We start from the raw sequence: 22,230 nt of genomic DNA, 5'->3' as shown, positions 1-22,230 counted from the left end.
GTTCAAACCTCTTTCTTGGATAAAAACGGAACCATTACGGTCACCATCGTCCCTGTGCCTTCCTCGCTGCTTATACTTAAGGTTCCTTGTATTTCTGAAGCCCTCTCCCTCATGCTGGTAAGCCCAAGCGAATGCGGACAGAGTTCGGGCGATCCCGGGTTGAATCCTCGGCCTTGATCCGATATTTTCATATATAGACTGGAGCCGTCCTGTTCCATTCGGATCCAGGCTCGATTCGTACCCGCGTGTTTGCTGATATTGTTCAATGCCTCCTGCCCAATTCGATACAAGGACTCTTCCACCCGGTTCGTCAAAACAGGAATTTCCTTCATGATAAACGTCAGCTGTATGCCAAGTTTCTCAGCATAGTCCTTCAGTGAAGCCAATATCCCTTTGGCCTCTCCGGAAGGTCGCAGCTGCCAAATTAACGAGCGCATTTCAGTGAGCGTTTCCTGGGCAAGCTGTCCAATATCGTGTATTGCCTCCGCCGTATGCGGATTCTCATGTAAGGTCGTCTCACGCACGCCTTGGGCAAGCAGTGAAAGAGAGAACAGCTTTTGATTGACGGAATCATGTAGGTCCCGTGCCAAACGGTTCCTCTCTTCAACCAACAATAAATCCTGCCACTCGTAATATAAACATATCTTTTCAATGGCCAATGATATATGCTCCGCCAGCACCTCTAAGATTTCAACCTCCAGCTCAGAGAAGGGCCCACTCTCACGGCCAATAAAGAGCACCCCCATCGTCTCATAGGTCTGAAAAATACGCTCAAGATGCTTTAATGGTATCGCCGCCGTATACGTATGGGGCTGAACGCCGGGAAGCACCCGGACCAGGCCTTCTTGCACCACTACGTTTTGTTCCTCATATGCCCGTTGTACGATTCCTGACTTTCGTGCGGTCTTATGGGCAGCCTTTCGTACCAACTCCTTGCAGCTATGCGTCACTTCATTCTGACGGACCGCACGAAGATACAAGTTGTCATCGTCAGACGTAATCATAGCAACAGTCGGCCAGCCAAATGCATGAGCAAGCTCCTCCACAATCGCCACATGCATTCTCTTCATATCGTTAATTTTCCATAGATATCTGGTTACTTTGCTTGCCTTGGCATAATAATCGACGATGAAACGGGCTATGCTGTCCACCGCCTGTTTCTCCCTTTGCTCCGACAGTTTTGTCCGCTCGACCGCCGTTCCAATCTGATAGGCAACGGATTGCAACAACGCAAGTTCTCCCTCGCTAAAATGCTCTTTGCCTGGCGAACCCACATTCAGCAGCCCCAGCCGTTTACCTTGAACCGTGAGGGGAATCGTAGCATGATGGGTCAGATTGTGAGTTTCTCCCCAGCACTCCTTTTTGGCATTATGCAGTCGTTCACATTCAATAATCGTAACCGGTTCATTTAAATTTCCTGCCCAATACAAGCGCAGGCATAGGCAGTCTCCGCATCGCATCGGTTTTTTGTTATCCCGTGATAAAGCAGGCGGAAGGTTGACATCGGCTATTTGATCATAATGTGGTTGATCCCCGATCAGAAAAAGCCATCCTGTCTCAAGCTGGGTTAAATCCAGCAATTTTTCGAGTGTCGTTTGCAGCATTTGCTTCATATCGTTGCTCTGGTTCAAATTTTCCGCTATTGTCTTCAGAATGAGCAATTCTTCAACGTATTGGTCTTTATCACATAACATCAGGCTCACTCCATCCCCTATCGATAAGTGAAATATCCATTGGTTAGCAGGTTACACACATTCAGCATATTACCCAAGCTCTTTCTCCAGAAGCACTTCATCTTCCCGCTTATAACCTGATTTCTCATAAACTCCGATGGCTTGGTGGTTATCATGACCCGTAAGCACCTTAACGGCCTTCACCCCACGCGCAATCAATTGATCCTCCAGAAAAACGAGCAGCATTCCTGCCAGCCCCTGCCTTCTTGCCCGCTCCTGAATGTACAATTCCGTGATCTCGCCAACATGCTCCCGGTAACAGAAGGATTGGAAGGACTGAGCACAGGCAAATCCAACAGGGTCATCACCTAAATAGGCTATGGCCACAATTTCACCCGATTGTTTTAAGTGATGTTCAGCTTCCTCCAGCGGCATTAACACTTCATTAAACTCCCAGTTTAACCGGACCAGGATGGATGCGTCCGAATGAGAGGCCAAGCGGATATGTCTCTCTTTTTTCATAAAACTTCCTCCATTCGCAGAGTAGGTGCAGGTGGTCCTTTTACTCGCAAGTATACCATCTTTATCCAGTCTGAGCTTCCTCATCCTATCATAAAAAAAAGATCCTGCCGCGTAAACAGCAAGGATCTTGTCAACTCAAACGATATTAAACTGTAGTAACCGAGAACATCAGGCCGCAATAAATGAACACAACAGCGCCTAGCCCGCATAACAACGCGCCTGCCGCGGCCCGGTTTTTGCGGAATACGTTCACGACGTTCCACAGAAGCGCTAGCCCGAGACAGAGGCTAAGGATTCCTATCCAACTCCACGTGAAAGCCAGCTCACCGATCGTAAACCCGGGATGGAACCAAACAAAAGTTGCAGCAGGGCCATACAAGGCCAATGTATCTATGACCTCATGCGGAGCAGGCTGCTGGTTCATGTATCCGGTGACGATATAAATCAACCAGATCAGAACTCCCTCACTTCGTGCCCATGCCATCGGATGATAACCGGAATCCCGGCGCAGCTTGCGCTTGACGAGATGACCGTTTACAAACGCGAATACCAACAGCGGCAGAATGAGAATATGCTTAACCAGCAGAGCCTGACCATAAGACAGCGTCCAGCTGTTTATCGGATCCGGCGTCACGGCCGTCATCAAGAATAATCCCGATCCGATAACAATGATGACACAGACGATCGCAGTTGGATGGAACCATCTAAGAAACGCACTCCAGCGGCTCTGATCCGTACTGAACCATCCTGTTATCAGCAACGTTCCCGTCCATATCGCCATCGCTGTAAAATGGCCGAAGAAGGCAAGCTGTCCTGCACTTTCGAACAAGGATGCAGCGTGGTTAAACGAGGACATGGCCACCGCAATGCCCAGCAAGGCAACGGGCATAAGCCAGCGTAATACGGAACCCGGCTTCCGGCGGACGATCATGGTCAGAATTGCCAACAGGATCGCTAGAACCAGAATCCAGGCGTAACGCTCACCCTCGCTGAACTTGAACATGATGCTGTTAAAAGACTTCCAGAACCCGATATCATCCTTGAAGAACATCATGATCTGCAGCAGCGGCACAAATCCAAATACGATGATGGCCGCTGACGCCACCGGGCCAAGCCAGGCCGGAACCGAAATGTCCGGCTTATATGCTTTCGGTACGAGGGACAGTACCGTGATGCCTGCCAGAATGGCGTAGGCTAAATATAGTAGCGGCTCACTTAACCAATAATAAGACATTTATTTTTTCTTCCGTGAGGCTCGTATTCCAAAATATCCTGCGACAAATGCTACAATCACGATGACGACGATCCACACGGTTGAACCGCTGCCTGCCGATTGTTCGGGAGCCGAAGTGTTGTCTGCCTGCTGATCCTGGCCAGCCGTTTGATCCGTGTTGTCCGCAGCGGTATCCTGCGCAGGCGTTGTTTCATCCTGCGTGTTTCCTGTATCCGCAGGCGTTTCTTCGGTATCTGCCGGTGTCTCCGGAGCGGCTTCCGCTTCCGGGGCATCTACTTCGAAAGCGTATGTCCCGTCCACGGGATGTCCATCGCCGCCCACGATTTTCCACTCCACCGTGTAGGAGCCGGATGGAAGCGGTGCAGACAGCGTCCCCAGCATGGTGTTCTGACTGATCTTGACCTCTGCTACTTCAACCGATTCGCCTTGCGCATTCTTTATCTTGAGCGTGCTCAAGTTTTCATCGATATTTTCATTAAATGACAGGCTTACTTCCTGTACGCTTTCCGTCAGCTTGGCATCCGCCGCGGGCGTACTGGTTTCCAGCTTGGAATGGGCCCACGTTGCAGTCGGGAATACCAGTATTAGCAGCAGACCCAGGGTCAGCAAGACTGAAGTTTTCACATGTTTCAACACGCATATCTCCTCCAAACCATTTATCTCAAATTTGAATCTTCCTCATCATAACAAAGACATTCTGACAATGCTAATGAGTAAATTGTGAACAATGAATTCCACATATTTCACAGAAAAAAGGAGGTGCCGCATAACACGCGACATCCCCACTTTGTTACACAGATTCTATTATGCTAACCTCTCTCATACCAATAGCCAGGTATCCCTTTGGTCAGCCGCAGCAAAGCTTCGAGGTAATAGTAATCGCCCCAGATCATATAATCATCCGGACCCGCACCGCCTCTGACGTAATAGGAACCATGCTTGATCAAGCCTTCCTCTGCTGCTTCACCGATGGTAGAATATTGGTTTACGAGAGATATCATCGACTTCTCAACGGCTTCTGTCAATAGCCCTTTATTGTCATCTTCTCCGTCCAGATGCTCCAATATCTCCAGCATGCCGCACGCCGCAATGGCGGAGGCGGAGCTGTCGCGAGGTGTACCCTCTTCAATCGGAACGTCAAAATCCCAATACGCAACATGATCCTCCGGCAAGTATTCAATAAAGAAACGAGCGGCGCGTAAAGCCGTATCCAAATATTTCGGATCACGGGTATAACGGTATGAGAGCGCAAATCCGTAGATGGCCCATGCCTGGCCGCGCGTCCATGTTGATCCGTCATGATATCCTTGATGCGTTCCTCCTCGGATGGGGGTTCCATCCTCCGGATTGAAGTAAAAGGTATGATACGACGAATCATCACCCCGCATTAAGTAGCGTCGACTCTTGTCCGCATGCGCTACGGCGACGCGCTTGTATCGCTCATCACCCGTCTGATCATATGCCCAATACAGCAGCGGAATGTTCATCATGCAATCGATAATAATGCGACCGCCGTTCTTCTCGTCGCCTTTCCGGCCCCAGGCCTGAATATACTGACCCTCTTCCCGCCAGCGCAGCATCAGATGATCCGCTGCTTTCAAAGCGAGCTGTTTACCTTCTTCATGCTCATCCACAATCCACGCTGCCAGTGCAGAGGGAAGATACAGAAATCCGATATCGTGATGGTCCAGATGCCGCTGTTCCTGCAGGCGTTGCTTATAATCCTCCAAGTGTGCTATTGCCGTTTCCTTAAACAGGGGGTCTTTCGTGTATTCATAACACAGCCAGATCATCCCGGTGTAGAATCCTTCAATCCAGTCATTGCTTTCTCCCCACTCGTAACGCTTCTCTTCCGTGATATGAGGAAACTTCATCGGAAATTGACCGATATTCCGCTTGGTTTTTTCTACCGCATCCATAATAGCTTGCTCCCACATGAGTCAACTGCCTCCTTATTCTTTAATGGCTCCGATCATGACGCCTTTCACGAAATATTTCTGCAGGAATGGATATAGAAACAAAATCGGCAGCGTAGCCACCATAATCGTTGCATACTTAATTGTTTCGCCAACCGGCATCCTATCTCCCCCTCCTACCGAGGTCATCATGCTGCTGGTATCGTTCTGGATCAGAATTTCGCGCAGGATGAGCTGAAGCGGAAACAAGTCCCGGTCCCTTAAATAGATGAGGGCGTCAAACCATTTATTCCAATGCCACACCCCGTAAAAGAGCACCATGACGGCAATGACCGGCAGCGATAACGGGATGATGATCCGGAACAGAATGGTCCAATCGCTGGCTCCGTCGATCCGCGCGGATTCCTCGAGCGCATCGGGTACTCCTTGAAATGCCGTTCGCATAATAATCAAGTTCCATGTCGTCATGGCGCTTGGAATAATCAATGCCCAGTACGTATCGAGCAGACCCATATTTTTCACGAGCAGGTATTTCGGAATGAGCCCGCCGTCAAAAAACATCGTCATTACGATCAGCATCATGATGGTGCCCTTCCACATCACGTTTTTCCTGGATAAGCCATAGGCTCCGAGAGCCGTCATCAGAATGTTCAGCGTCGTGCCGACCACCACATAAAATATCGTGTTCAGGTAACTTCGGATAATATTGGGGTTCTCAAATACCATACGATAGGAATCCAGCGAGAAGCCCTTGGGCCACAGCAGGATTCCCCGGTGCTGAACGAAATCAGCCGGCGTGCTGATGGAAGCAAACAATACGTAGAGAAACGGGTATAACGTGACGATCGATAACAAGCACAAGAGAATGACATTCGCAGAATCAAACAGGACTTCACTGACAGATTTTGAAGTTCGCATAGATGCCCCCCTTTCTACCACAGCTTCGTATCCGTAAACCGCTTGCTGAGATAATTGGCTCCAATGAGCAGCATAAAGTTAATCATGGAATTAAACATGCCGACGGCGGCACTAAAGCTGTAGCTTGCTTCCAGAATTCCCTTACGGTAGACGTAGGTACCGATAACGTCGGCCGTCTCATAGGTAACCGGATTGTACATAATCAGGATTTTCTCATCTTGCAGCGCCATAAAGGACCCAATCCGCAGGATGAGCAGAATGATGACCGTTGGCAGGATGCCAGGCAGCGTAATTTGAAGCATCTGCTTCCAGCGGCCGGCACCGTCCACTTTAGCCGCTTCATAAAGGGACGGATCGATATTGGAAATAGCTGCGAGATATATAATGGAGCCCCAACCGACCCCCTGCCAGATCGCAGATGAGGTATATATGGTGCGGAACCATTCCGGCAGCCGCATGAATGATATCGGTTTGCCGCCGAAGTAGGTGATGATATGATTAATCAGCCCGTCTACCGACAAGAAATCCACCAGCATCCCGACAACCACAACGACAGATATGAAATGGGGAATATACGTAATGGATTGTACCGTCCGCTTAAATATGCGATGTCGTACCTCATTCAGCATTAACGCCAGCACGATGGATGCGGGAAAAACAAATATGAGATCGTACGCGCCCAGTATAATGGTATTGGTAACCACTCGTTCAAAGAAAAATCCGTTAAAGAATTCGCTGAAGTGTTGAAATCCGACCCACGGGCTATTCCATATGCCGAGCCCTGCCGAAAAGTTCTTGAACGCAATCTGCAGGCCATATAACGGTCCGTAGTGAAACACGGCATAAAACGCCACAACCGGCAGCAGCATCAGGTAAATCGTGGAGTTTCGGCGAAAGTCCTTCGCAGCTCTTGCGCTGAACCTCTCTGGCTTGCTCTGTATCGTAACGTGGTTTGTCTCTTCCTTAAGCTGCACCGTATACCCTCCTCTGACAAAAAAATCATTCACAGTTAGAGGGAGAATCCCGTCGAAGTCTCTCCCTCTTCATGCGCCTACAACTTAACGGCTGTTGAAGCGGTCCAGCGCGGCTTGCTGAATCTGGAGCGCTTCCTCAATGCCCATACCCTGTACCGTTTGGACAAATTGGTCAAAACCGCTGATCGGCTCCACACCCATAATGAATTTGTTGACCATTTCTTCGTAGTACGTATTAATATCGTTCATGATCGAGGCATAACGCGTGCTTTCTTCTGCCGTTGGGGAAATAATCGGCATCAAACGGTCATTCTCCGCATTCATCCATGTCTCAATAGCCGCTTTCTGCTGAGGCAGCGCGGAATACTGTTCGATGTATCGGCGATCCTGGACGAAAGGTCCCGAATAACTAGCCAGGTTGTATTTTGACATCGCCTGGGTGATCGACAGCCCATCTGGATTTTTCATCACTTCATCGGTATAAGTCGGGTATCCGTCCTTCATCTCGTAGCTGACTCCCTCAACTCCGAAATTAAACAGCATATGTCCTTCATCTCCATATTTGTAATCGAGCCATTTCACCGTTTCCGCCGGGAACTTGTTCGCTTTCGTCACAGCCGCCCCAAATCCGTTGAACGGCGAATCCTTCTGTCCAAGGACCGGTTTATCCCCCTTATTCAGGACAACGTTCGGAGCGCCCACCAGTTCTACATCCGGATTGCTTTTTATCATGAGCTCGGAATAGCGGCCGAGGCTGCTGCCCATGTAACCGGAGAAGGCACCCACTTGATTGTTGGTCACTTTGGCATCTTTAAGCGTGCCGTCCGTTGCCGCGTAATCCTGATCGATCAGGCCTTCGGCATACCATTTGCTCATCGTTTCCAAATAAGATTTGAATTCCGGTTGGATCGGTCCATACTGGACCTTCCCATCCACTTGATAAAATCCGGTTGTAACTCCCCATGCGCCGACAAACGCATGGTTGATGCCCGTCATATCCATATCCAGCAGCAGCGGGATTTCATCCGCTTGCCCGTTTCCATTTGGATCTTTGGTCTTGATCGCCTTCAATACTTCATACCACTCATCAATCGTTTCCGGTACGGGCAGCTGAAGCTGGTCAAGCCAGTCCTTGCGGATGATCAGGCCGTTAAAGGTCAGCAAATATTCGTCCCCGCGGATAAATGGAAATACGTAAATGTTTCCTCCGTCTGTCGTAATCAGTTTTTTATATTCCGGGTGCTCGTTCAACACTTTCGTTAGATTTGGTGCATGCTCTTCAATCAACTCATTCAGGCGGATGATGGACCCGTCCGAAATGGCTTTATCCGGACCTCCTGATACGTTGGCCCATCCATGCTCCACCACATCCGGCAAATTGCCTGAAGAGACCATAATGTTAAAAGCGTCTGCCTCCTGGCCCGCCGGCGGATGCTGGAACTTCACTTTGGTGCCTGTCGTTTTTTCCAACTCCTGATATGCGGCAATTCCGTTCATATCCTGCATCGTTGCAGAGGCATTTGCATTCAGCGATACCCAATAAGTCAATTGTTCAGGATATTCTGGGTCACCACCAACAGCGACGTCTGTTCCTTCCTTACCTTTTTCCCCGGCAGGCTCCTCGGCCCCCGAGCTTTTTCCGCTGCATCCGGCAATCATAGCCACAATCAGCATAAAGATCACAAGTCTCACAACACGTTTCCGGTTTGTCTTCAAATCACGACGCCTCCCTTTTTTCCCTAATGAATGATCATTCGATAAGATTAGGCTTAGGTGGTTCCAACTAGCCCGCCCTGTTCAAATCGTAACTCTGAAGCGCTTACATCGTATACCGTACAGTTTCAACATCCATAAACAGGGATTAAGAATTGAGATGATCATTTCTTAAGGTCGATGATAGGGAATGCAGGGTTTCCTTGTATTTTCCCGGAGTGATCCCTTCGTATTTCTTAAACACCCGGATAAAACCGACGTCACTGGTATAACCGACGGAACGGGCAATGTGCGAAATCGTGTTTTTGGCATCCCGCATCATTTCCTTGGAGCGCTCGATCCGAATCTTGGCCAGGTAATCCGTGAGATTGGTGCCGCTGTTTTTCTTGAAGAAAGCCGACAGATACGGCGGTGTAATATCAAATTGCTCGGCAATGGAAGCCAGACTGATCATGGCATCGTCGTGATGATCCGCAATGTATCTCTTGATTTTCTCAAGCAGCAGCGAAGAGGAATCGCCCCTTTGATCCTTTACGTAGAGACAAACCTTGCCGAACATCCATTTCACTTCCCGGTAGAGCTCCTCAACCGTGCTCCCCTCCGTAATTTCTTCAAGCGTTTTGCCTGACTCGCCGAATATATCCTCGTACTTCAAATTCAAAGCATTCAGCAGCTTGAACATCGTACTGAGCAGGTTAGCGAACATGAGTCTGCCGAGCTCAGGTGAGATGGATTGTCCGTTGAAGTTATTGTGGTACAGACACTGGATGATATCTTGCGCCTTATCCGTATCCCCGCTTTTCATGGCGTTAATGAGCTGGATTTCCGTCTCAATGGGAAAATCATAATACACCTCCGTTTTCTGTTTCATTTCCTCGTACAATAAAATCGGTTTATACGCAGTAAAAATGGAATATTCCAAAGCCTTCAAGCTTTCGGTGTAACCGCTCGCCAAACAGCCAAGACCTGTACGGATTTCGCTAATCCCGATCGTGATATCGGATTTAAAGCGCTGTTCAATCACCAGCTTCACTTGCTCTGCCCAATCGTACAGCTGGTCGACCTTATCATGCAGCGGTTCCGGCATGTTTAGAATAATGGCAACCAGGTTCTTCTCCAGCTCCACGGAATATGCGGTAAAGGGATGAATTTCTTCCGCCACCTTCCCGGTGACAAAACGGATCAGGGCCCATTCGCTTTCCCGCTCATTATGTATGAACCCGCTGGCATCCCTCAGCTCGATCAAGGCAACCGCAAAACTCGAATGCGGGAACGAGATCCCCATGAAATCCAGAGCATGATCGGACATATCCGCCGTATCCACGTTTCCCTTCAATAAACGCTGCAAAAAGTTAGACCGAATCACCGGTGTTTGCCTGGACAATTGCTCCTTCATCTCCGTCTGCTTACCGAAGGAATCCGCCATCGTCGATTTGATAAAATCATATTCGTTACGCACCTTACCCTCCTTAGCCGGATGAGATTGCCGGATGAAACGGATAATGTCACGCAAAGGGAAATACGCGCGGTAGGTCATGAACGCACAGGCCGCAATCCCAGCAACAAGACAGATGGCCAGAACGCCGACGGCCATTCGCTTGACCATATAGACCTTTTCCATAAACGCCTTTTCCGGCACGGCCGATACATACTCCCACCCGCTCCGGGCAGATCTTGTCGATACCGTCATCACTCGTGGATTATCCGCGGTTTTACCCGTACTGTGAACCTCGGGTTCACCGGCACTCAGAATCACTTGGCCGCTGGCATCCTTGATGTAAATGGTTCCGTGGTTTGTTTTCACAATCTCATCAAGCAATCCTGCGATCTGCCTCTCCTCAATCAGCATAACAAGGGCGCCTTTGGGATTGGCTTTCTCACCAAATGGAAGCGTTTGCATATATGTGAGCATGCGTTTCTGATTCAACCCTTTGCCAACTTCGGTCACGGGTAAATACCGGTTAAAGTGGATTCCGTGCAGAATATCTGCTTGATACTGTTGATAGGTTAATTTTTCATATCCGTATATATCGGAGAACAAGACACGAGACGTTGTCTTTAAGGAGGGACTGAGAACCGTATCGCTCTCCCGTAAATATACGTAAAAATCGGTAATAAAACTGCTGCTGTTACGGTATCGCTGCATTTCCTGCATGAAAGTGTAGTAATTGTAGTTCTCGGTACCATTTCGAGGGGAGCTTGCCTTTAGCAGCGCATCCAGCCGCGGATGCGAAGTGATGTTCCGGGAAATCAGATGCATTTCATCCAATCGGCTGTCCACCACCTGCTTCGCCTGCTCGATCAGTGCCATGTTGGAGTTGTTGGCATTTTCGATCATTATCCGCTCGATTTGCGTATACAGTCCCCAGAACACGATGACCGGGATCAGCAGTATCACAAGATAGGACATGAGCAGTGTAACGAACACGGACACTCGATTGGAACGTTCATTTTTTGCACTGGTTGTCTTCAATTTCCCCATACCCACATTCCTTCCCATTCTTTAGATGTGACCTTCTTCATACTTACATTAATTACATCATACTGTTTTTATTTATCATGAACAGGTTTTCTTCAAAAATGTTAATGCATCACGAATTTGTATCATATACGAGAGTATCGGCCCCATGACTATCACGAAGAAGAGCGCCTTCCATGGGAAGACGCTCTAGATATTCAGATGAACTAAGGCTCATATATCATTTTGCGGGTCATGCCGCCATCCACAACCAGATGGGTCCCTGTGACAAAATCATTATCCGGATCGGTAAAATAAAAGCAGGCTTTGGCGATATCAGCTGGGGTTCCTACCCGTCCAGCTGGGTGCTGCTTATGATCCGCTGTACGAAGCTCATCATAGTTTCCCGTTTCAATCCACCCCGGACTTATACAATTCACCCGAATTCCATCGGGCCCCAGGCTTACGGCCATGGCATGGCTCAATGCGACAATGGCTCCTTTGGAAGCTGCATAAGCCTCCGAATTCGGCTCGGACATGATCGAACGCGTGGATGACATATTGACGATAGCCCCGCCATTCCCAGCTTTTTTCATATGTACCGCCGCTTCGCGCGTTGCCAAAAAACAGCTTCGGGCATTCGTGTTGATCACATCGTCCCAGTCTTCAACCGTTAGCTCATATGGCGATTTCCAACGGGAGACCCCGGCATTATTAATCAAAATATCGATGGTGCCGGCATATTGGACGGCTTGGTTCATCAGGCGTTTAATATCTTCTTCCTTCCTTACATCGCAAGGGGTGAAGACCGCGTTCAATCCTTGTTCCTGCAAGGCATTTGCCGCCAGGCTGCCCTGTTCTTCATGTACATCGCTTAATATCACTCGAGCTCCGCTTAGAGCATAAGCCTCAGCCAATCCGCGGCCAATCCCATGGGCAGAGCCCGTTATTACGACCGTTTTATCCTGAAATTTCATATGCCGCCCCTCCTTCTCCTTCATTATATACCACAGGAGAAGGCGTATATAAAATTAAGCCCGTCTCTTATTTAGGATGGTCATAACCGCGGACCACGCTAAGATTCGCTCTAGGGTGCCTAACGAATCCGTAGTACCGGGTTCCCTGGAAACGCAGCAGTCCCTCGTCTCCTTCCGCGCACATGCCGAATTCCTCCCCATTTACAACAAACTCCATGCGGTCTCCGCTCTCCACTTCAAAGGTCAGATAATAGGTGGTACGAGTGCGGCTCGACATCGTATCATCCGTCTGCTGCGTATGTTTCACTTCCGTTCGTTTGCTCACAATCTTGGAATCGACCGATAGCAAAGGCTGTCGGTTATTCTGACTCCATTGCAAGATTCCCTTACCGGCCGACAGCAGAATGATCCCGATGACGACGATGAAAAACACGGGCATAACGCTGCCGAAAAAATCGAACATCCAAACTGACCCCGATCCCATACGGCTCCCCCCTCCACCTTGTCTTGAAATATGTATATGCTTTATTTCGGACAATTTAACTCATAGCTCATGGAAAGTTTGATTGAAATTTTAAAGAACTTGTCCTTTTCTGGGAGCACCAAAAAAGCCGATGTCTGCACTTAACCAGTCATCAGCTTCTTCGCGAAGACTAGAACGTCCGCTTCCATTCATACTCTTCATGGTCATCTTTGTCATCATTATTCAATCGTAAGCCAATCTCATCCATTTCATCGTTTCTTCTTGTCCTGTCATTTCATGCTCCTCTGGTGTCATTTCCTGCTCATTCCAGCAAGCCAGACACTGCTCCTCGGTGTCGCATAAACATGCATCATCACAATGGTAGCAAAGGCGGAGGAAGTTAATCGTCATTTGATCGGTATGCATGAGGATCGTCCCCTTCTAAACAATTTGGAGTATCTGATTACATCTTTATAGTAGCATACATGGAGGTTAATGTTTGTGATTAATTTCACAAAATAAACCGAAAAAAAGCTTTATCAAAACTGATAAAGTCGCGGTTGATAAAGCTTTTTTAATCTGGTCTTTTTATTGGCATATTCAAACACGTATTCTCGCCACAATCTATAGACCCTGCCAGGTTTCCCCACCGTCACTGCTTTTCATTAGTCGCGATCGATTCTTGTCCGTTGTTTCAATCAGCATCCAACCGACATCAGACGATGTAAATTGCAGTTTCACCACGTTCGGATATTTGGCGAGATTATCGTTCAGGAGCTTGCTTCTCGGAAATGGCTTCCAGGTCTTGCCCATATCATTCGTATGATAAACAATACCGTTCACCATTCTCCACCCGTCATGAAGCCGGCGGAAAACAGGCTGAATGGAGCCCTTGCCGGTATCACCCGTCATGGGGAATGACACCAAATTCCATGATTTCCCCGTGTCGGCCGTAAAGTAACCCAAATAGCTTGCCTGATCATCCTTCACGCAGGTAACCGGTATATAAACCTCGCTTCCGTTACTTCCTCTGCCCAGAAACTTGGGGGCGCCGGCAAAGATCGAACCGCACCGATCCAGCAGCTTGCTCTTAAATATCTGTCCGGAGGACTTCCACTTCTGGCCTCCATCACGGGTAATATACAGTTTGGAGGATTGCATTTCACGGATGGTCGCAAATCCGACAAGCGAATCCGTGAAGGTTAAGCCGATGATGGACCCTGTTCGTGGAATCACGCTGCCGGGAACACGGGATGTAGGATACTCCGTATTCTGCATGACCTCTTCCCATAACCCGCCATTATTACTGGTTCGAAATAGCGACTTCTCCTCAGAGCCCCGGGATAGATCGCCTTTCGCCATAATCCATCCCTGCTGAGACGAAACGAAGGACATGGCCGTGACGACACCCGTCTCCGGCAGCGAAGAAAGCTTCCAGGTATCTCCCCCGTCCGTCGTATTGAGCAGGATCGTTTCGGCTGATCTCTGCTTGTTGCGTATAATCCAACCATGTTTTTTATCCGTAAACACGATGTCTTTCCCATACTCCAGCTTATCAACGAACTGTACATTGGAGGATGGAGAGATATCAACCCACGTTTCGCCATAATCCTGAGTCTGATACAGACGTAATTCCGTGTTCGTTATCCCCCAAGCAATCCCCGTTGACTCATTCAAGAGTTGGAAATCCGTCAACCGTGTATGTATCTGATATTTGCTTTTTTCCTCGGGTGCTTTCATCGCCGTATCCGGCGTTACTAGTGTAATGGTCTGACCTTCTTCTTCATCTTCAACCGATTCAGGAGGGCCTTCTACTGTAGAAGTTTGCTGTTGTTTTATCGGTTCTGAGGTACAGGCTGCTAACATGAATGCCATCATCATTAGCATACTGAGCCAGACTATAAAACGACTTGATCTCAAGAATTCTTCCTCCTCTTATTTCGATGTCATGCTGCAAGTCTGCTTTTTCGACATTATAACATATTCCGTCCAACAGAAATGTAAAGAACTGACTTGCAAAATTTACAATACTGTAGCTTTTTTGATAGTGTCAGTCTCATATGCATAAGGATGTTTTTATGATGGAAAACTATTTGAGGTGTGTAATTTTAGCAAGGCAGTTGAATTTAAGGAGGTGAAATGTCATGGCTAAACCCGATAATCGCGAAGACAATGTAGAGCATCTGCAGCAGGCGGTCCAGAAAACGATTGAAAACTACCGTGAAGCCGAAGATTATCTCGAGGAGTTTGGGGATGAAATTCCGGCAAGCGAGAAAGAACAGATTCAAGATCGTAATGCTCGTCGTGAAAAGAGTATTTCCGGCTTCCGGGAAGAGATCAAAGACGAAGCTGCTCATCAGCAAGGAGAATAATCCACAGATCAACATAAAAACAGGAGGCGCATATAATGCTCCTCCTGTTTTGTACATATCGTATTGGCCATGAGACATCACCTATTTTGAATCAGCTGTCTCATCTCGAACCGACTGAGATTATTCCTTCTTCACCAAATTCTTTTTGACAATGACTCCCTTATAATCCTTTAAATACTCGGGCGCGCCCGTAATAAAATGTCTGATTGCCTTCACCCTGGATTCCAAATCCATGGTATCGTTCGGACCCACCTGTACAACCGACGCAGATGCAGTCGCTATAATATCGATACATCCCACATGAATCTTCTTATGGTCTTGTATAATGTTTAGTTCTACGTCTGATTGCGGCGACCATGTGGGTATGGATCGGGAAAATATCGAGTAATCCTCATAATCTCCCTCGTCTTCAAAAAACACCGGCACCTGCCGCTGAACCGCCAATGCGCGTGTATTGGCATCGATATGTCCCGATTCACCGCATATACATGCTGAACTATCTGAAATATTGATGATATACATGTGATCAACATGTGAATGACGTTTCATGGTGCGGAACCCGGGGATAACGGAACAAGCGGGCTGATCTGCAGTGATTCGGAAGGTGTATCATACATGGAGGAGCTATTAATCACATGGGTATCTCCAATCAACAGTACGGACGAGCTTGAGATCGCCGTAATGCGGATCGAACCAACCTGGAGCTCTTTATTGACGACTGTCATTTTCATTTGAATGCCACTTCCCTCGTTGCAAATTAAGAAGGTGCTGCTCAACTGCCGAAGCGATCTCACTCTTCATTTGTTTGATGATCGATTGCTCTACCTCTTGCGGGTTCATGGTTTCCCTGTTCGTTTGATATTGCTTCAAATACACCGTAATTCGGTCACCGAGTTGTTTGCGCACATCTTCAATAATAACGGCAGCATATTCATCACCAAGCACAAGATGGGCTTCGGGAATCATGCGCTCGATCTGCTCGGGTACTGTATCTTCTAGATAACGTGATACATTCTGATAGATGTTCGAGTACAGTTCGCCGCCCGAATATCCCGACTGGGACAGTTCTAACGGCGGCTGACCATTCACGGTAATATCGTCCAGGGACTGCCCATCCTTTGGCATCAGTCCAATATTTAAAGTGCCTTCCAACTTTTCAATTTTCAATAAATCAAAATTATATTCCACCCGATCTATCGTTTTCTCGCTTCCCTGTCTTAATCGATCTACTTCACTGCGCATTTCCTTCAGCATTTGTTCCATTCTACTCAGCTGCTCTGACTGGGTATGAAGAATATGGAACAATTGCTGTATATAATAATCGTACATGGAACCGCCTCCCTGCTCCTATACAATCTATGCGCAGGCCATTCACCTCATTCTTGTCTATACAGTCCTTCAGTCGGAGCAGGTAGAGGAACCAGGGGATTGTTATTAGGCTGAGGCTCAAATTCAGGGGCAGGGCCTGTAAATCCACCCGTATTATAAATATTGGACAATGCCCGGATCTCTCCAGCGGTCCCAATCTGCAGCACCGAAGAATTCGTTACCGCCTCAACCCGAAGCTGCTGTATGTTAATACATTGATGTACCGTTAGATTCACAGTGGATCACAACAACCTTAATTAAGCATTAGCCGAATCAATCAGGTCCGGATCAATGGTGTTCAAGCTGTTGGCCTGGTTGTTTGCAATATTCGTGCCAATATTGTCACCGGTGTTGAACGAGTTGGCGCCGGAATACGTTTTTGTGGAGCTGTTTAAATCAATGACGCCTGTATTTCCAACCAAGACCGTAGAACTGGGGCCCACGTTAACAATCTTCATATTGCCGATAATCGAAACCACAATTCCACCTCTTCATTCAAAATCATACGCTTGGATTTATTCTATGTGGTTGGATGCCCAGATGTCACTCTAACCTTCCTTCGCCCATACAATGAAATTACAGAACGAAGGAGGGATATCTAGTGAACTCAAGATCCAAGCGCCCTGAATGGTTATCGAAGGACTCTTTTTTCAACAACAGTTCCTTTCCATTCAAGGATCTTAATGACCTCAATGAGGATTTTCAGCTGGATCCAACCGTCATTGAAGATTATGTGAAGGATACGATAAGACAAGCAACGGCCGGAAATGAAATGCTGCCTAACCCCTATACGCTTCGATACGAAACTTTTGATACGCATAACTTTCTGGTTGTGAAATGCTATGTACCCAAACGTGTCCATCCGGAAAATTTATGGATTAAACTTAATCGAACACAGATCAAAATCCACGGTTTGCCAAAAGATCAAAGCCAGACCATCGTCTTGCCCGTCCCCATTCTTCCTGCACAAAGCATTGCGACCTATAAACAGTCCACTTTACAAATTAAGATGCCTAAAATGTCTACTGGCCGATTTCATGATATCAATATTCGTTTCTTATGAATGAAGAATCCTTACCCGTTATTCACAATCTGAAAAACCTGCGTACAACATTGGTTGTATGCAGGTTTCCCCTCCTTTTATACTTAAATGACAGGATCTATACAGGTGGTTGGGGTGCAGAGAGATAGAAGTGGCTAGATAAATAGAGGTTATTTCATTGTTGTGAATTTTTCATATGATGAAATACTCACTTATTGAGTTAGATATTTCGCATCAAAACAAGCTGATTTCTAATGAAATCAGCTTGTCGAGATTTATATAAAGGTTGTTGCCGGGCTTATTCCGCCTCGGATACTACCGTATACCGCTCATGGATATGCTTCGGCTGTTCAAGCTCATCCAATACCGCAATCGCGTAATCTGCGTAGCTGACATAGCTTTGACCGTTTGAATTGACAATGACATGGTCCTTGCCTTCCTGATAGCTGCCCGTGCGCTGACCGTGCGGATTAAAGAACGCTGCCGGACTTAGATACGTCCATTTCACATCGGAAGATTTTTCCAGGTCTTTCAAGTTCTCACTGGCATGAAATGCCGTCGGATAGTATTCCTTAGGAAAATCTGGAGTTTCCAAGAGTCGCAAGGTTTTGGCTTCATCCACGAACAAGCTTCCGGCCCCACCCATCACAAACAGTCTGGTATTCGTGCCTTTAAGAGCTTCTATCAATACCCGGCCAACCTCCACATATTGCGTTTCTTGCCCGGGCGCCGCCGCAAAGGCATTCACGACGACATCGAGGCCCTGAAGATCGGCATTCGTCAAATCCAGCACGTTCTTCTCCAAAATGTTCACGCTCGAATCGGAGATCTTGGAAACATTCCGTACAATTGCCGTTACCTCATGACCGCGTGCTTGTGCTTCCTTGAGAATCAGACTTCCCGCTTTCCCTGTCGCACCGATAATACCAATCTGCATTGTGAATCTCTCCTTTATCAATTGTATATGCAAATGAGGGACGAAAAAAAGGCTTTATTTTCCCTTTTTCAATATTTCACTGGATTCATGAAGAAGTTTAGTTAACTGTTCGCTATGTTCCTTCCCCAAGAGGGAAACATACTGTCCATACAGCTGTTCAAAATATTGGTTCAGCTCCTCATATAACGACTTCCCTTCATCCGTTAAGAAAATATGCGTTTCTTTCCATTCAGATTTGCGCTGTACTAACTGCTTCTCCTCCAGCTTATCGATGAACCGTGTGCTTGTGGATGGAGCAATGGACAACTTATCGCTTAGCTCTTTCTGCGTAATGCCGGGATATTGATGGATCACCACCAAAACGTAGGAATACGTAGGAGATAAGCCGGCCTTCGCAAAAGCATCCTCCGCCATCTTGGTCATCGAACGAGCAAACCGATTTGAAGTAAAAAACAAGCATGAGCTCAGTATGGAATCATCAATGTTCATAACCAGACACCTCTCATTTGTATATACAAATTAACACAGCACTAATATATTGTCAACAACTTTCTTTTAGTTAGTCTTATGATTGATTTTATTATGATCGTCGTAATTAGGTACGTTCAAAAGCGTATATAGTTTGATTGAGAGATAGAGAGCGTTATTCTTCATTGTTATGAATTTTTCATATGTTGAATTACTCACCTCTTTTTGGAGATTAAAAATAACGATTGACCTTGACATTAGTGTCAAGGTCTACACTATATTCGAAGCCAACACTCAAGGAGGAAAAAAAGATGGAACAATTGAATCAAAGTCAAGGTCATGGGATCGAACCTAATGTTCGTGAAACTAAGCAAAACACCAATAAGGAACATGTGACCGTGCTCGGGCTCGGCCCTATGGGCCAAGCGCTTGCCGGAGCTTTTATCAAGAATGGCCATGCTACAACGGTGTGGAACCGGACAGCTGCTAAGGCCGACCCACTTATTACACAAGGTGCAGTGCTTGCTCCGACTGTTCCGGATGCCGTGCTTGCCAGCCGGCTTATTATCATCTGTGTACTCAATTATGATGCAGTCCGCTCCATTCTCTCTAATGCGACTAGCGCATTGAAAGGGAAAACCCTTATAAACCTGACAGCCGACTCTCCTGAACGTGCACGCGAAATGGCGGCTTGGGCAGCCGAGAACGGTATTAACTATATTGATGGTGCGATCATGACGCCGATAACGACCATTGGGCAGCCTTCAGCCGTTGTTCTGTACAGCGGGCAAGAAAAAGTTTACCGCAGCCACCTGAAAACACTTTCCAGTCTGGGAGGGACCGCTTCGTTCCTTGGGGAGGATCCCGGTCGTGCCGCAGCCTATGATGTTGCATTGCTGGATGTGTTCTGGACAGCCATGAGCGGCTATGTACACGCTCTGGCTATCGCACGCGCTGAGAACATTGCCGCGAAAGACATCGCTCCCTATGCGCAAAATATCATCAACATTATGCCGGATATCATGACCTATATCGCACAAGATGTGGATCAAGGCGTATACCCTGGTGAAGGCTCGAGTCTCATCTCCAATATGACAAGTATGGAGCATATCATCCACGTGGCCGAACATCACGGCATCGATAGCAGCGTTTTAAACGCAGCAAAAGCCATTGCCCAAAGAGCAATCCATGCCGGTCATGGAGAAGATGGTTTCTCACGCTTAGTTGAATTTAATCGTCCAACTGCTTAAATTGCTGATTCAACTCTTGCTTCAGATTAAAAGACTAAATGGAATATAACAACGAATAGGCAAGTCAAACAGGTGACGACAAGGTCCCCTCTTGACTTGCCTATTCGTTGAGTTCGCTCTCTTCTTAACCCTTGACAGCTCCTTCAGTCAAACCTTTCTGAATATACTTCGAGATAAACAGGTATACAATCAGCACCGGAATAACGGTCAACGATACTGCCGTAGCCATCAGACCAAAGTCTGTTCCGTATTGGGAGCTGATCTCATTCAGCAATGCAACGATCGGACGGACATTCTCTTTGTTTACAAAGATCAACGCTGAGAACAAGTCATTGTACGACCACATAAATACAAATATACTCGCCGATGCAAATACCGGCTGCGAGATCGGCACGAAGATCTTAACAAACATCTGCCATCGGTTACATCCATCCATGAAAGCCGCTTCTTCAAGCTCTTTCGGGATGGTTGCCATATAACCGGCAATCACCAAGGTGGCAAACGTCAGATTGCCTGCCGTTTGCGGGAAGATCAGGCCCCAATATGTATTGACCAGGCTCGTTTTGATCAGCAGCTCGTATACCGGGACTACGGTTGCAAACGCTGGAATCAACAAAGTCGCATACAGAATGGAATAGATGGTGCGCTTGCCCCTGAAGTTGAATCTGGACAATACATAAGCGGCTAATCCCCCGAGCAGTAATACCAAGAATACGGTACTGAAGGACATCACCAAACTATTGATATAACTTCTTCCGATATTAATGCGGTCAAATGCGTTCTGATAGTTCACAAACACCGGTTCCCATGCGATACCAAAGGAATTATTCATCACATCGCGAGAAACCTTGAACGAGTTGTTCACGATCCAGAATAACGGATAAATGGTTGTTAGGGACCACGCTGTCAAAACAACGTACATCAACGTGGTGCCTAAATTAAACTGACTCTTCCTAACGCGCTGAGTTTTGTGTTCAACGACGATGGTTGGCTCCATAACAGTACACCCCTATAATGCTTAGTATGTAATCTCGTCTCTTTTCAACAAACGGTTGGCAATTAACGCAAGCAGTACGCCAAAGACCACCATGTATATCGCAACCGCTGATCCGTAACCAAAGTTCTGATCCACCATGGCCTTTTTGTACATATACGTTCCCAGGACTTCCGTTCCATTCTGGCCGCTTGTAATGACCCAGATGAATTCGAACACCTTCAACGTACCCGTAATGGCAAGTGTGATAACAACCTTGATGTCACTCATGATGAGCGGAATTGTAAGCATCGTTGTTTTCTTGAGCCCCGTGATTCCTTCCAGTTTTGCAGCCTCATAATAATCCGCGGGTATTTTGGACATCGCGGTCAGGAACAGAACAAAATAAAAGCCCACATAATGCCATACCGTTGGAATCGATACCGCCTTTAGCGCATTCTTCGCATCCAACCACAAAATCTTCTCAATATTAAAGTTCGCCAGCAAGTTGTTCAGCAAACCGAAGTTGTAATTGTAGAACAATACAAATAATAAGGAAATGGCAGTACCGGAGATGACAACCGGGAAGAAAAAGACCGTTCGATAAAAACCTTTGAGCTTGGAAATGTTATCTACCAGGACAGCCAACACAAGCGCGATCCCCACCTGAAACACGATAACATAGAGCATGATTTCGAGCGTGTGCAATGTTGCAGCGCCAAGCAGTTTATCCGTAATGAGTCTCTCATAGTTAGCCCCTCCCACAAACTTTTTATCGAAAAAGCCGCTTGTGCGATAAAAGCTGAGATACAAACTCTTGAAGAACGGATAATATAGAAAGATTGTCATGATGGCTGCTGCGGGTAATAGAAACATCACAATATACTTGCGATCACCCTTCATATTAATCACCCTTGATGTTTATTTTTCTTCAACGTCCATGCCGAAATGACTACGCCGCCCAAATGAAAG

The 22,230-nt window shown here is 47.1% G+C and carries 26 protein-coding genes; 3 read left to right on the top strand and 23 right to left on the bottom strand.

Going from position 1 to position 22,230, the window contains the following annotated elements:
• Nucleotides 1–2: 2 nt before the first annotated feature.
• The 14 genes from BJP58_RS32640 to BJP58_RS32580 all read right to left on the bottom strand — a co-directional run bounded on the left by BJP58_RS32640 (nt 3) and on the right by BJP58_RS32580 (nt 14,768).
• Nucleotides 3–1,694, bottom strand: a complete 1,692-nt coding sequence (locus BJP58_RS32640) for a GAF domain-containing sensor histidine kinase (protein WP_194542122.1) — start codon at nt 1,692–1,694, stop codon at nt 3–5.
• 69 nt (nt 1,695–1,763) lie between these two features.
• Nucleotides 1,764–2,195 carry a GNAT family N-acetyltransferase gene (locus BJP58_RS32635; RefSeq protein WP_194542121.1) on the bottom strand — a complete coding sequence of 144 codons (432 nt, stop codon included), beginning with the start codon at nt 2,193–2,195 and terminating at the stop codon, nt 1,764–1,766.
• 145 nt (nt 2,196–2,340) lie between these two features.
• On the bottom strand, nt 2,341–3,429 hold the full coding sequence (locus tag BJP58_RS32630; protein WP_194542120.1) for a copper resistance D family protein: 1,089 nt from the start codon (nt 3,427–3,429) through the stop codon (nt 2,341–2,343).
• Nucleotides 3,430–4,065, bottom strand: a complete 636-nt coding sequence (locus BJP58_RS32625) for a copper resistance CopC family protein (protein ID WP_194542119.1) — start codon at nt 4,063–4,065, stop codon at nt 3,430–3,432.
• Nucleotides 4,066–4,238: 173 nt separating this feature from the next.
• A complete protein-coding gene (locus BJP58_RS32620) occupies nt 4,239–5,366 on the bottom strand; it encodes a glycoside hydrolase family 88 protein (protein WP_194542118.1) in 1,128 nt (375 codons plus the stop codon).
• 15 nt (nt 5,367–5,381) lie between these two features.
• Nucleotides 5,382–6,263, bottom strand: coding sequence for a carbohydrate ABC transporter permease (locus tag BJP58_RS32615; protein ID WP_194542117.1), 882 nt, complete (start codon nt 6,261–6,263; stop codon nt 5,382–5,384).
• 14 nt (nt 6,264–6,277) lie between these two features.
• A complete protein-coding gene (locus BJP58_RS32610) occupies nt 6,278–7,237 on the bottom strand; it encodes an ABC transporter permease (protein ID WP_194542116.1) in 960 nt (319 codons plus the stop codon).
• Nucleotides 7,238–7,321: 84 nt separating this feature from the next.
• Nucleotides 7,322–8,953, bottom strand: a complete 1,632-nt coding sequence (locus BJP58_RS32605) for a type 2 periplasmic-binding domain-containing protein (RefSeq protein WP_194542115.1) — start codon at nt 8,951–8,953, stop codon at nt 7,322–7,324.
• A gap of 145 nt (nt 8,954–9,098) precedes the next feature.
• Nucleotides 9,099–11,432, bottom strand: coding sequence for an AraC family transcriptional regulator (locus tag BJP58_RS32600; RefSeq protein ID WP_194542114.1), 2,334 nt, complete (start codon nt 11,430–11,432; stop codon nt 9,099–9,101).
• A gap of 203 nt (nt 11,433–11,635) precedes the next feature.
• Nucleotides 11,636–12,385, bottom strand: coding sequence for an SDR family NAD(P)-dependent oxidoreductase (locus tag BJP58_RS32595; protein ID WP_194542113.1), 750 nt, complete (start codon nt 12,383–12,385; stop codon nt 11,636–11,638).
• Between the two features lie 67 nt (nt 12,386–12,452).
• Nucleotides 12,453–12,869, bottom strand: a complete 417-nt coding sequence (locus tag BJP58_RS32590; protein WP_113056724.1) for a DUF2500 domain-containing protein — start codon at nt 12,867–12,869, stop codon at nt 12,453–12,455.
• 90 nt (nt 12,870–12,959) lie between these two features.
• Nucleotides 12,960–13,088 (bottom strand): hypothetical protein, encoded by a 129-nt coding sequence (locus BJP58_RS34020; RefSeq protein ID WP_267907851.1) that lies wholly within the window; start codon nt 13,086–13,088, stop codon nt 12,960–12,962.
• 3 nt (nt 13,089–13,091) lie between these two features.
• Nucleotides 13,092–13,274, bottom strand: coding sequence for a hypothetical protein (locus BJP58_RS32585; protein WP_071224374.1), 183 nt, complete (start codon nt 13,272–13,274; stop codon nt 13,092–13,094).
• Between the two features lie 198 nt (nt 13,275–13,472).
• Nucleotides 13,473–14,768, bottom strand: coding sequence for a YCF48-related protein (locus tag BJP58_RS32580; RefSeq protein WP_194542112.1), 1,296 nt, complete (start codon nt 14,766–14,768; stop codon nt 13,473–13,475).
• Between the two features lie 224 nt (nt 14,769–14,992).
• On the opposite strand from BJP58_RS32580, the gene tlp reads away from it, so the two are divergent.
• Entirely contained in the window at nt 14,993–15,220 is a 228-nt protein-coding gene (gene tlp / locus BJP58_RS32575) for a small acid-soluble spore protein Tlp (RefSeq protein ID WP_194542111.1), read from the top strand.
• A gap of 120 nt (nt 15,221–15,340) precedes the next feature.
• Here tlp and BJP58_RS32570 read toward each other — a convergent pair whose 3' ends face one another.
• Genes BJP58_RS32570 through BJP58_RS32550 form a run of 5 tightly spaced genes read right to left on the bottom strand, consistent with a single transcriptional unit; the run spans nt 15,341 to nt 17,067 of the window.
• The gene (locus BJP58_RS32570; protein ID WP_194542110.1) at nt 15,341–15,769 is read right to left on the bottom strand and encodes a spore germination protein GerPE; all 429 of its coding nucleotides are present in this window, start codon (nt 15,767–15,769) and stop codon (nt 15,341–15,343) included.
• Nucleotides 15,766–15,951 (bottom strand): spore gernimation protein GerPD, encoded by a 186-nt coding sequence (locus BJP58_RS32565; RefSeq protein WP_071218159.1) that lies wholly within the window; start codon nt 15,949–15,951, stop codon nt 15,766–15,768. Before BJP58_RS32565 ends, BJP58_RS32570 begins: the two co-directional genes overlap by 4 nt.
• Nucleotides 15,929–16,549, bottom strand: a complete 621-nt coding sequence (gene gerPC, locus BJP58_RS32560) for a spore germination protein GerPC (protein WP_194542109.1) — start codon at nt 16,547–16,549, stop codon at nt 15,929–15,931. The genes BJP58_RS32565 and gerPC overlap by 23 nt, the downstream gene beginning before the upstream one ends.
• Nucleotides 16,550–16,596: 47 nt before the next feature.
• A complete protein-coding gene (locus BJP58_RS32555; protein ID WP_074961788.1) occupies nt 16,597–16,824 on the bottom strand; it encodes a spore germination protein GerPB in 228 nt (75 codons plus the stop codon).
• A 21-nt stretch (nt 16,825–16,845) separates the two neighbouring features.
• Nucleotides 16,846–17,067 carry a spore germination protein gene (locus BJP58_RS32550; protein ID WP_071218161.1) on the bottom strand — a complete coding sequence of 74 codons (222 nt, stop codon included), beginning with the start codon at nt 17,065–17,067 and terminating at the stop codon, nt 16,846–16,848.
• Between the two features lie 122 nt (nt 17,068–17,189).
• Between BJP58_RS32550 and BJP58_RS32545 the strand changes: the two genes are divergently transcribed.
• A complete protein-coding gene (locus BJP58_RS32545) occupies nt 17,190–17,651 on the top strand; it encodes an Hsp20/alpha crystallin family protein (RefSeq protein ID WP_194542108.1) in 462 nt (153 codons plus the stop codon).
• A gap of 277 nt (nt 17,652–17,928) precedes the next feature.
• Here BJP58_RS32545 and BJP58_RS32540 read toward each other — a convergent pair whose 3' ends face one another.
• Together BJP58_RS32540 and BJP58_RS32535 are read right to left on the bottom strand one after the other, a co-directional pair.
• Nucleotides 17,929–18,567 carry an NAD(P)-dependent oxidoreductase gene (locus tag BJP58_RS32540; protein ID WP_194542107.1) on the bottom strand — a complete coding sequence of 213 codons (639 nt, stop codon included), beginning with the start codon at nt 18,565–18,567 and terminating at the stop codon, nt 17,929–17,931.
• Between the two features lie 54 nt (nt 18,568–18,621).
• Nucleotides 18,622–19,056, bottom strand: coding sequence for a MarR family winged helix-turn-helix transcriptional regulator (locus tag BJP58_RS32535; RefSeq protein WP_194542106.1), 435 nt, complete (start codon nt 19,054–19,056; stop codon nt 18,622–18,624).
• A gap of 290 nt (nt 19,057–19,346) precedes the next feature.
• Between BJP58_RS32535 and BJP58_RS32530 the strand changes: the two genes are divergently transcribed.
• A complete protein-coding gene (locus BJP58_RS32530) occupies nt 19,347–20,285 on the top strand; it encodes an NAD(P)-dependent oxidoreductase (protein WP_194542105.1) in 939 nt (312 codons plus the stop codon).
• A 124-nt stretch (nt 20,286–20,409) separates the two neighbouring features.
• Here the strand turns inward: BJP58_RS32530 and BJP58_RS32525 are convergent, their stop codons facing one another.
• Together BJP58_RS32525 and BJP58_RS32520 are read right to left on the bottom strand one after the other, a co-directional pair.
• On the bottom strand, nt 20,410–21,282 hold the full coding sequence (locus BJP58_RS32525) for a carbohydrate ABC transporter permease (protein ID WP_194542104.1): 873 nt from the start codon (nt 21,280–21,282) through the stop codon (nt 20,410–20,412).
• Between the two features lie 21 nt (nt 21,283–21,303).
• A complete protein-coding gene (locus tag BJP58_RS32520) occupies nt 21,304–22,161 on the bottom strand; it encodes a carbohydrate ABC transporter permease (protein WP_071218167.1) in 858 nt (285 codons plus the stop codon).
• Between the last annotated feature and the right edge of the window lie 69 nt (nt 22,162–22,230).

The sequence above is a fragment of the Paenibacillus sp. JZ16 genome (genome assembly GCF_015326965.1).
GTDB lineage: Bacteria > Bacillota > Bacilli > Paenibacillales > Paenibacillaceae > Paenibacillus_AQ.
Note: the sequence above shows the minus strand (reverse complement) of the source record. Positions and strands in the feature narration are given on the sequence as shown.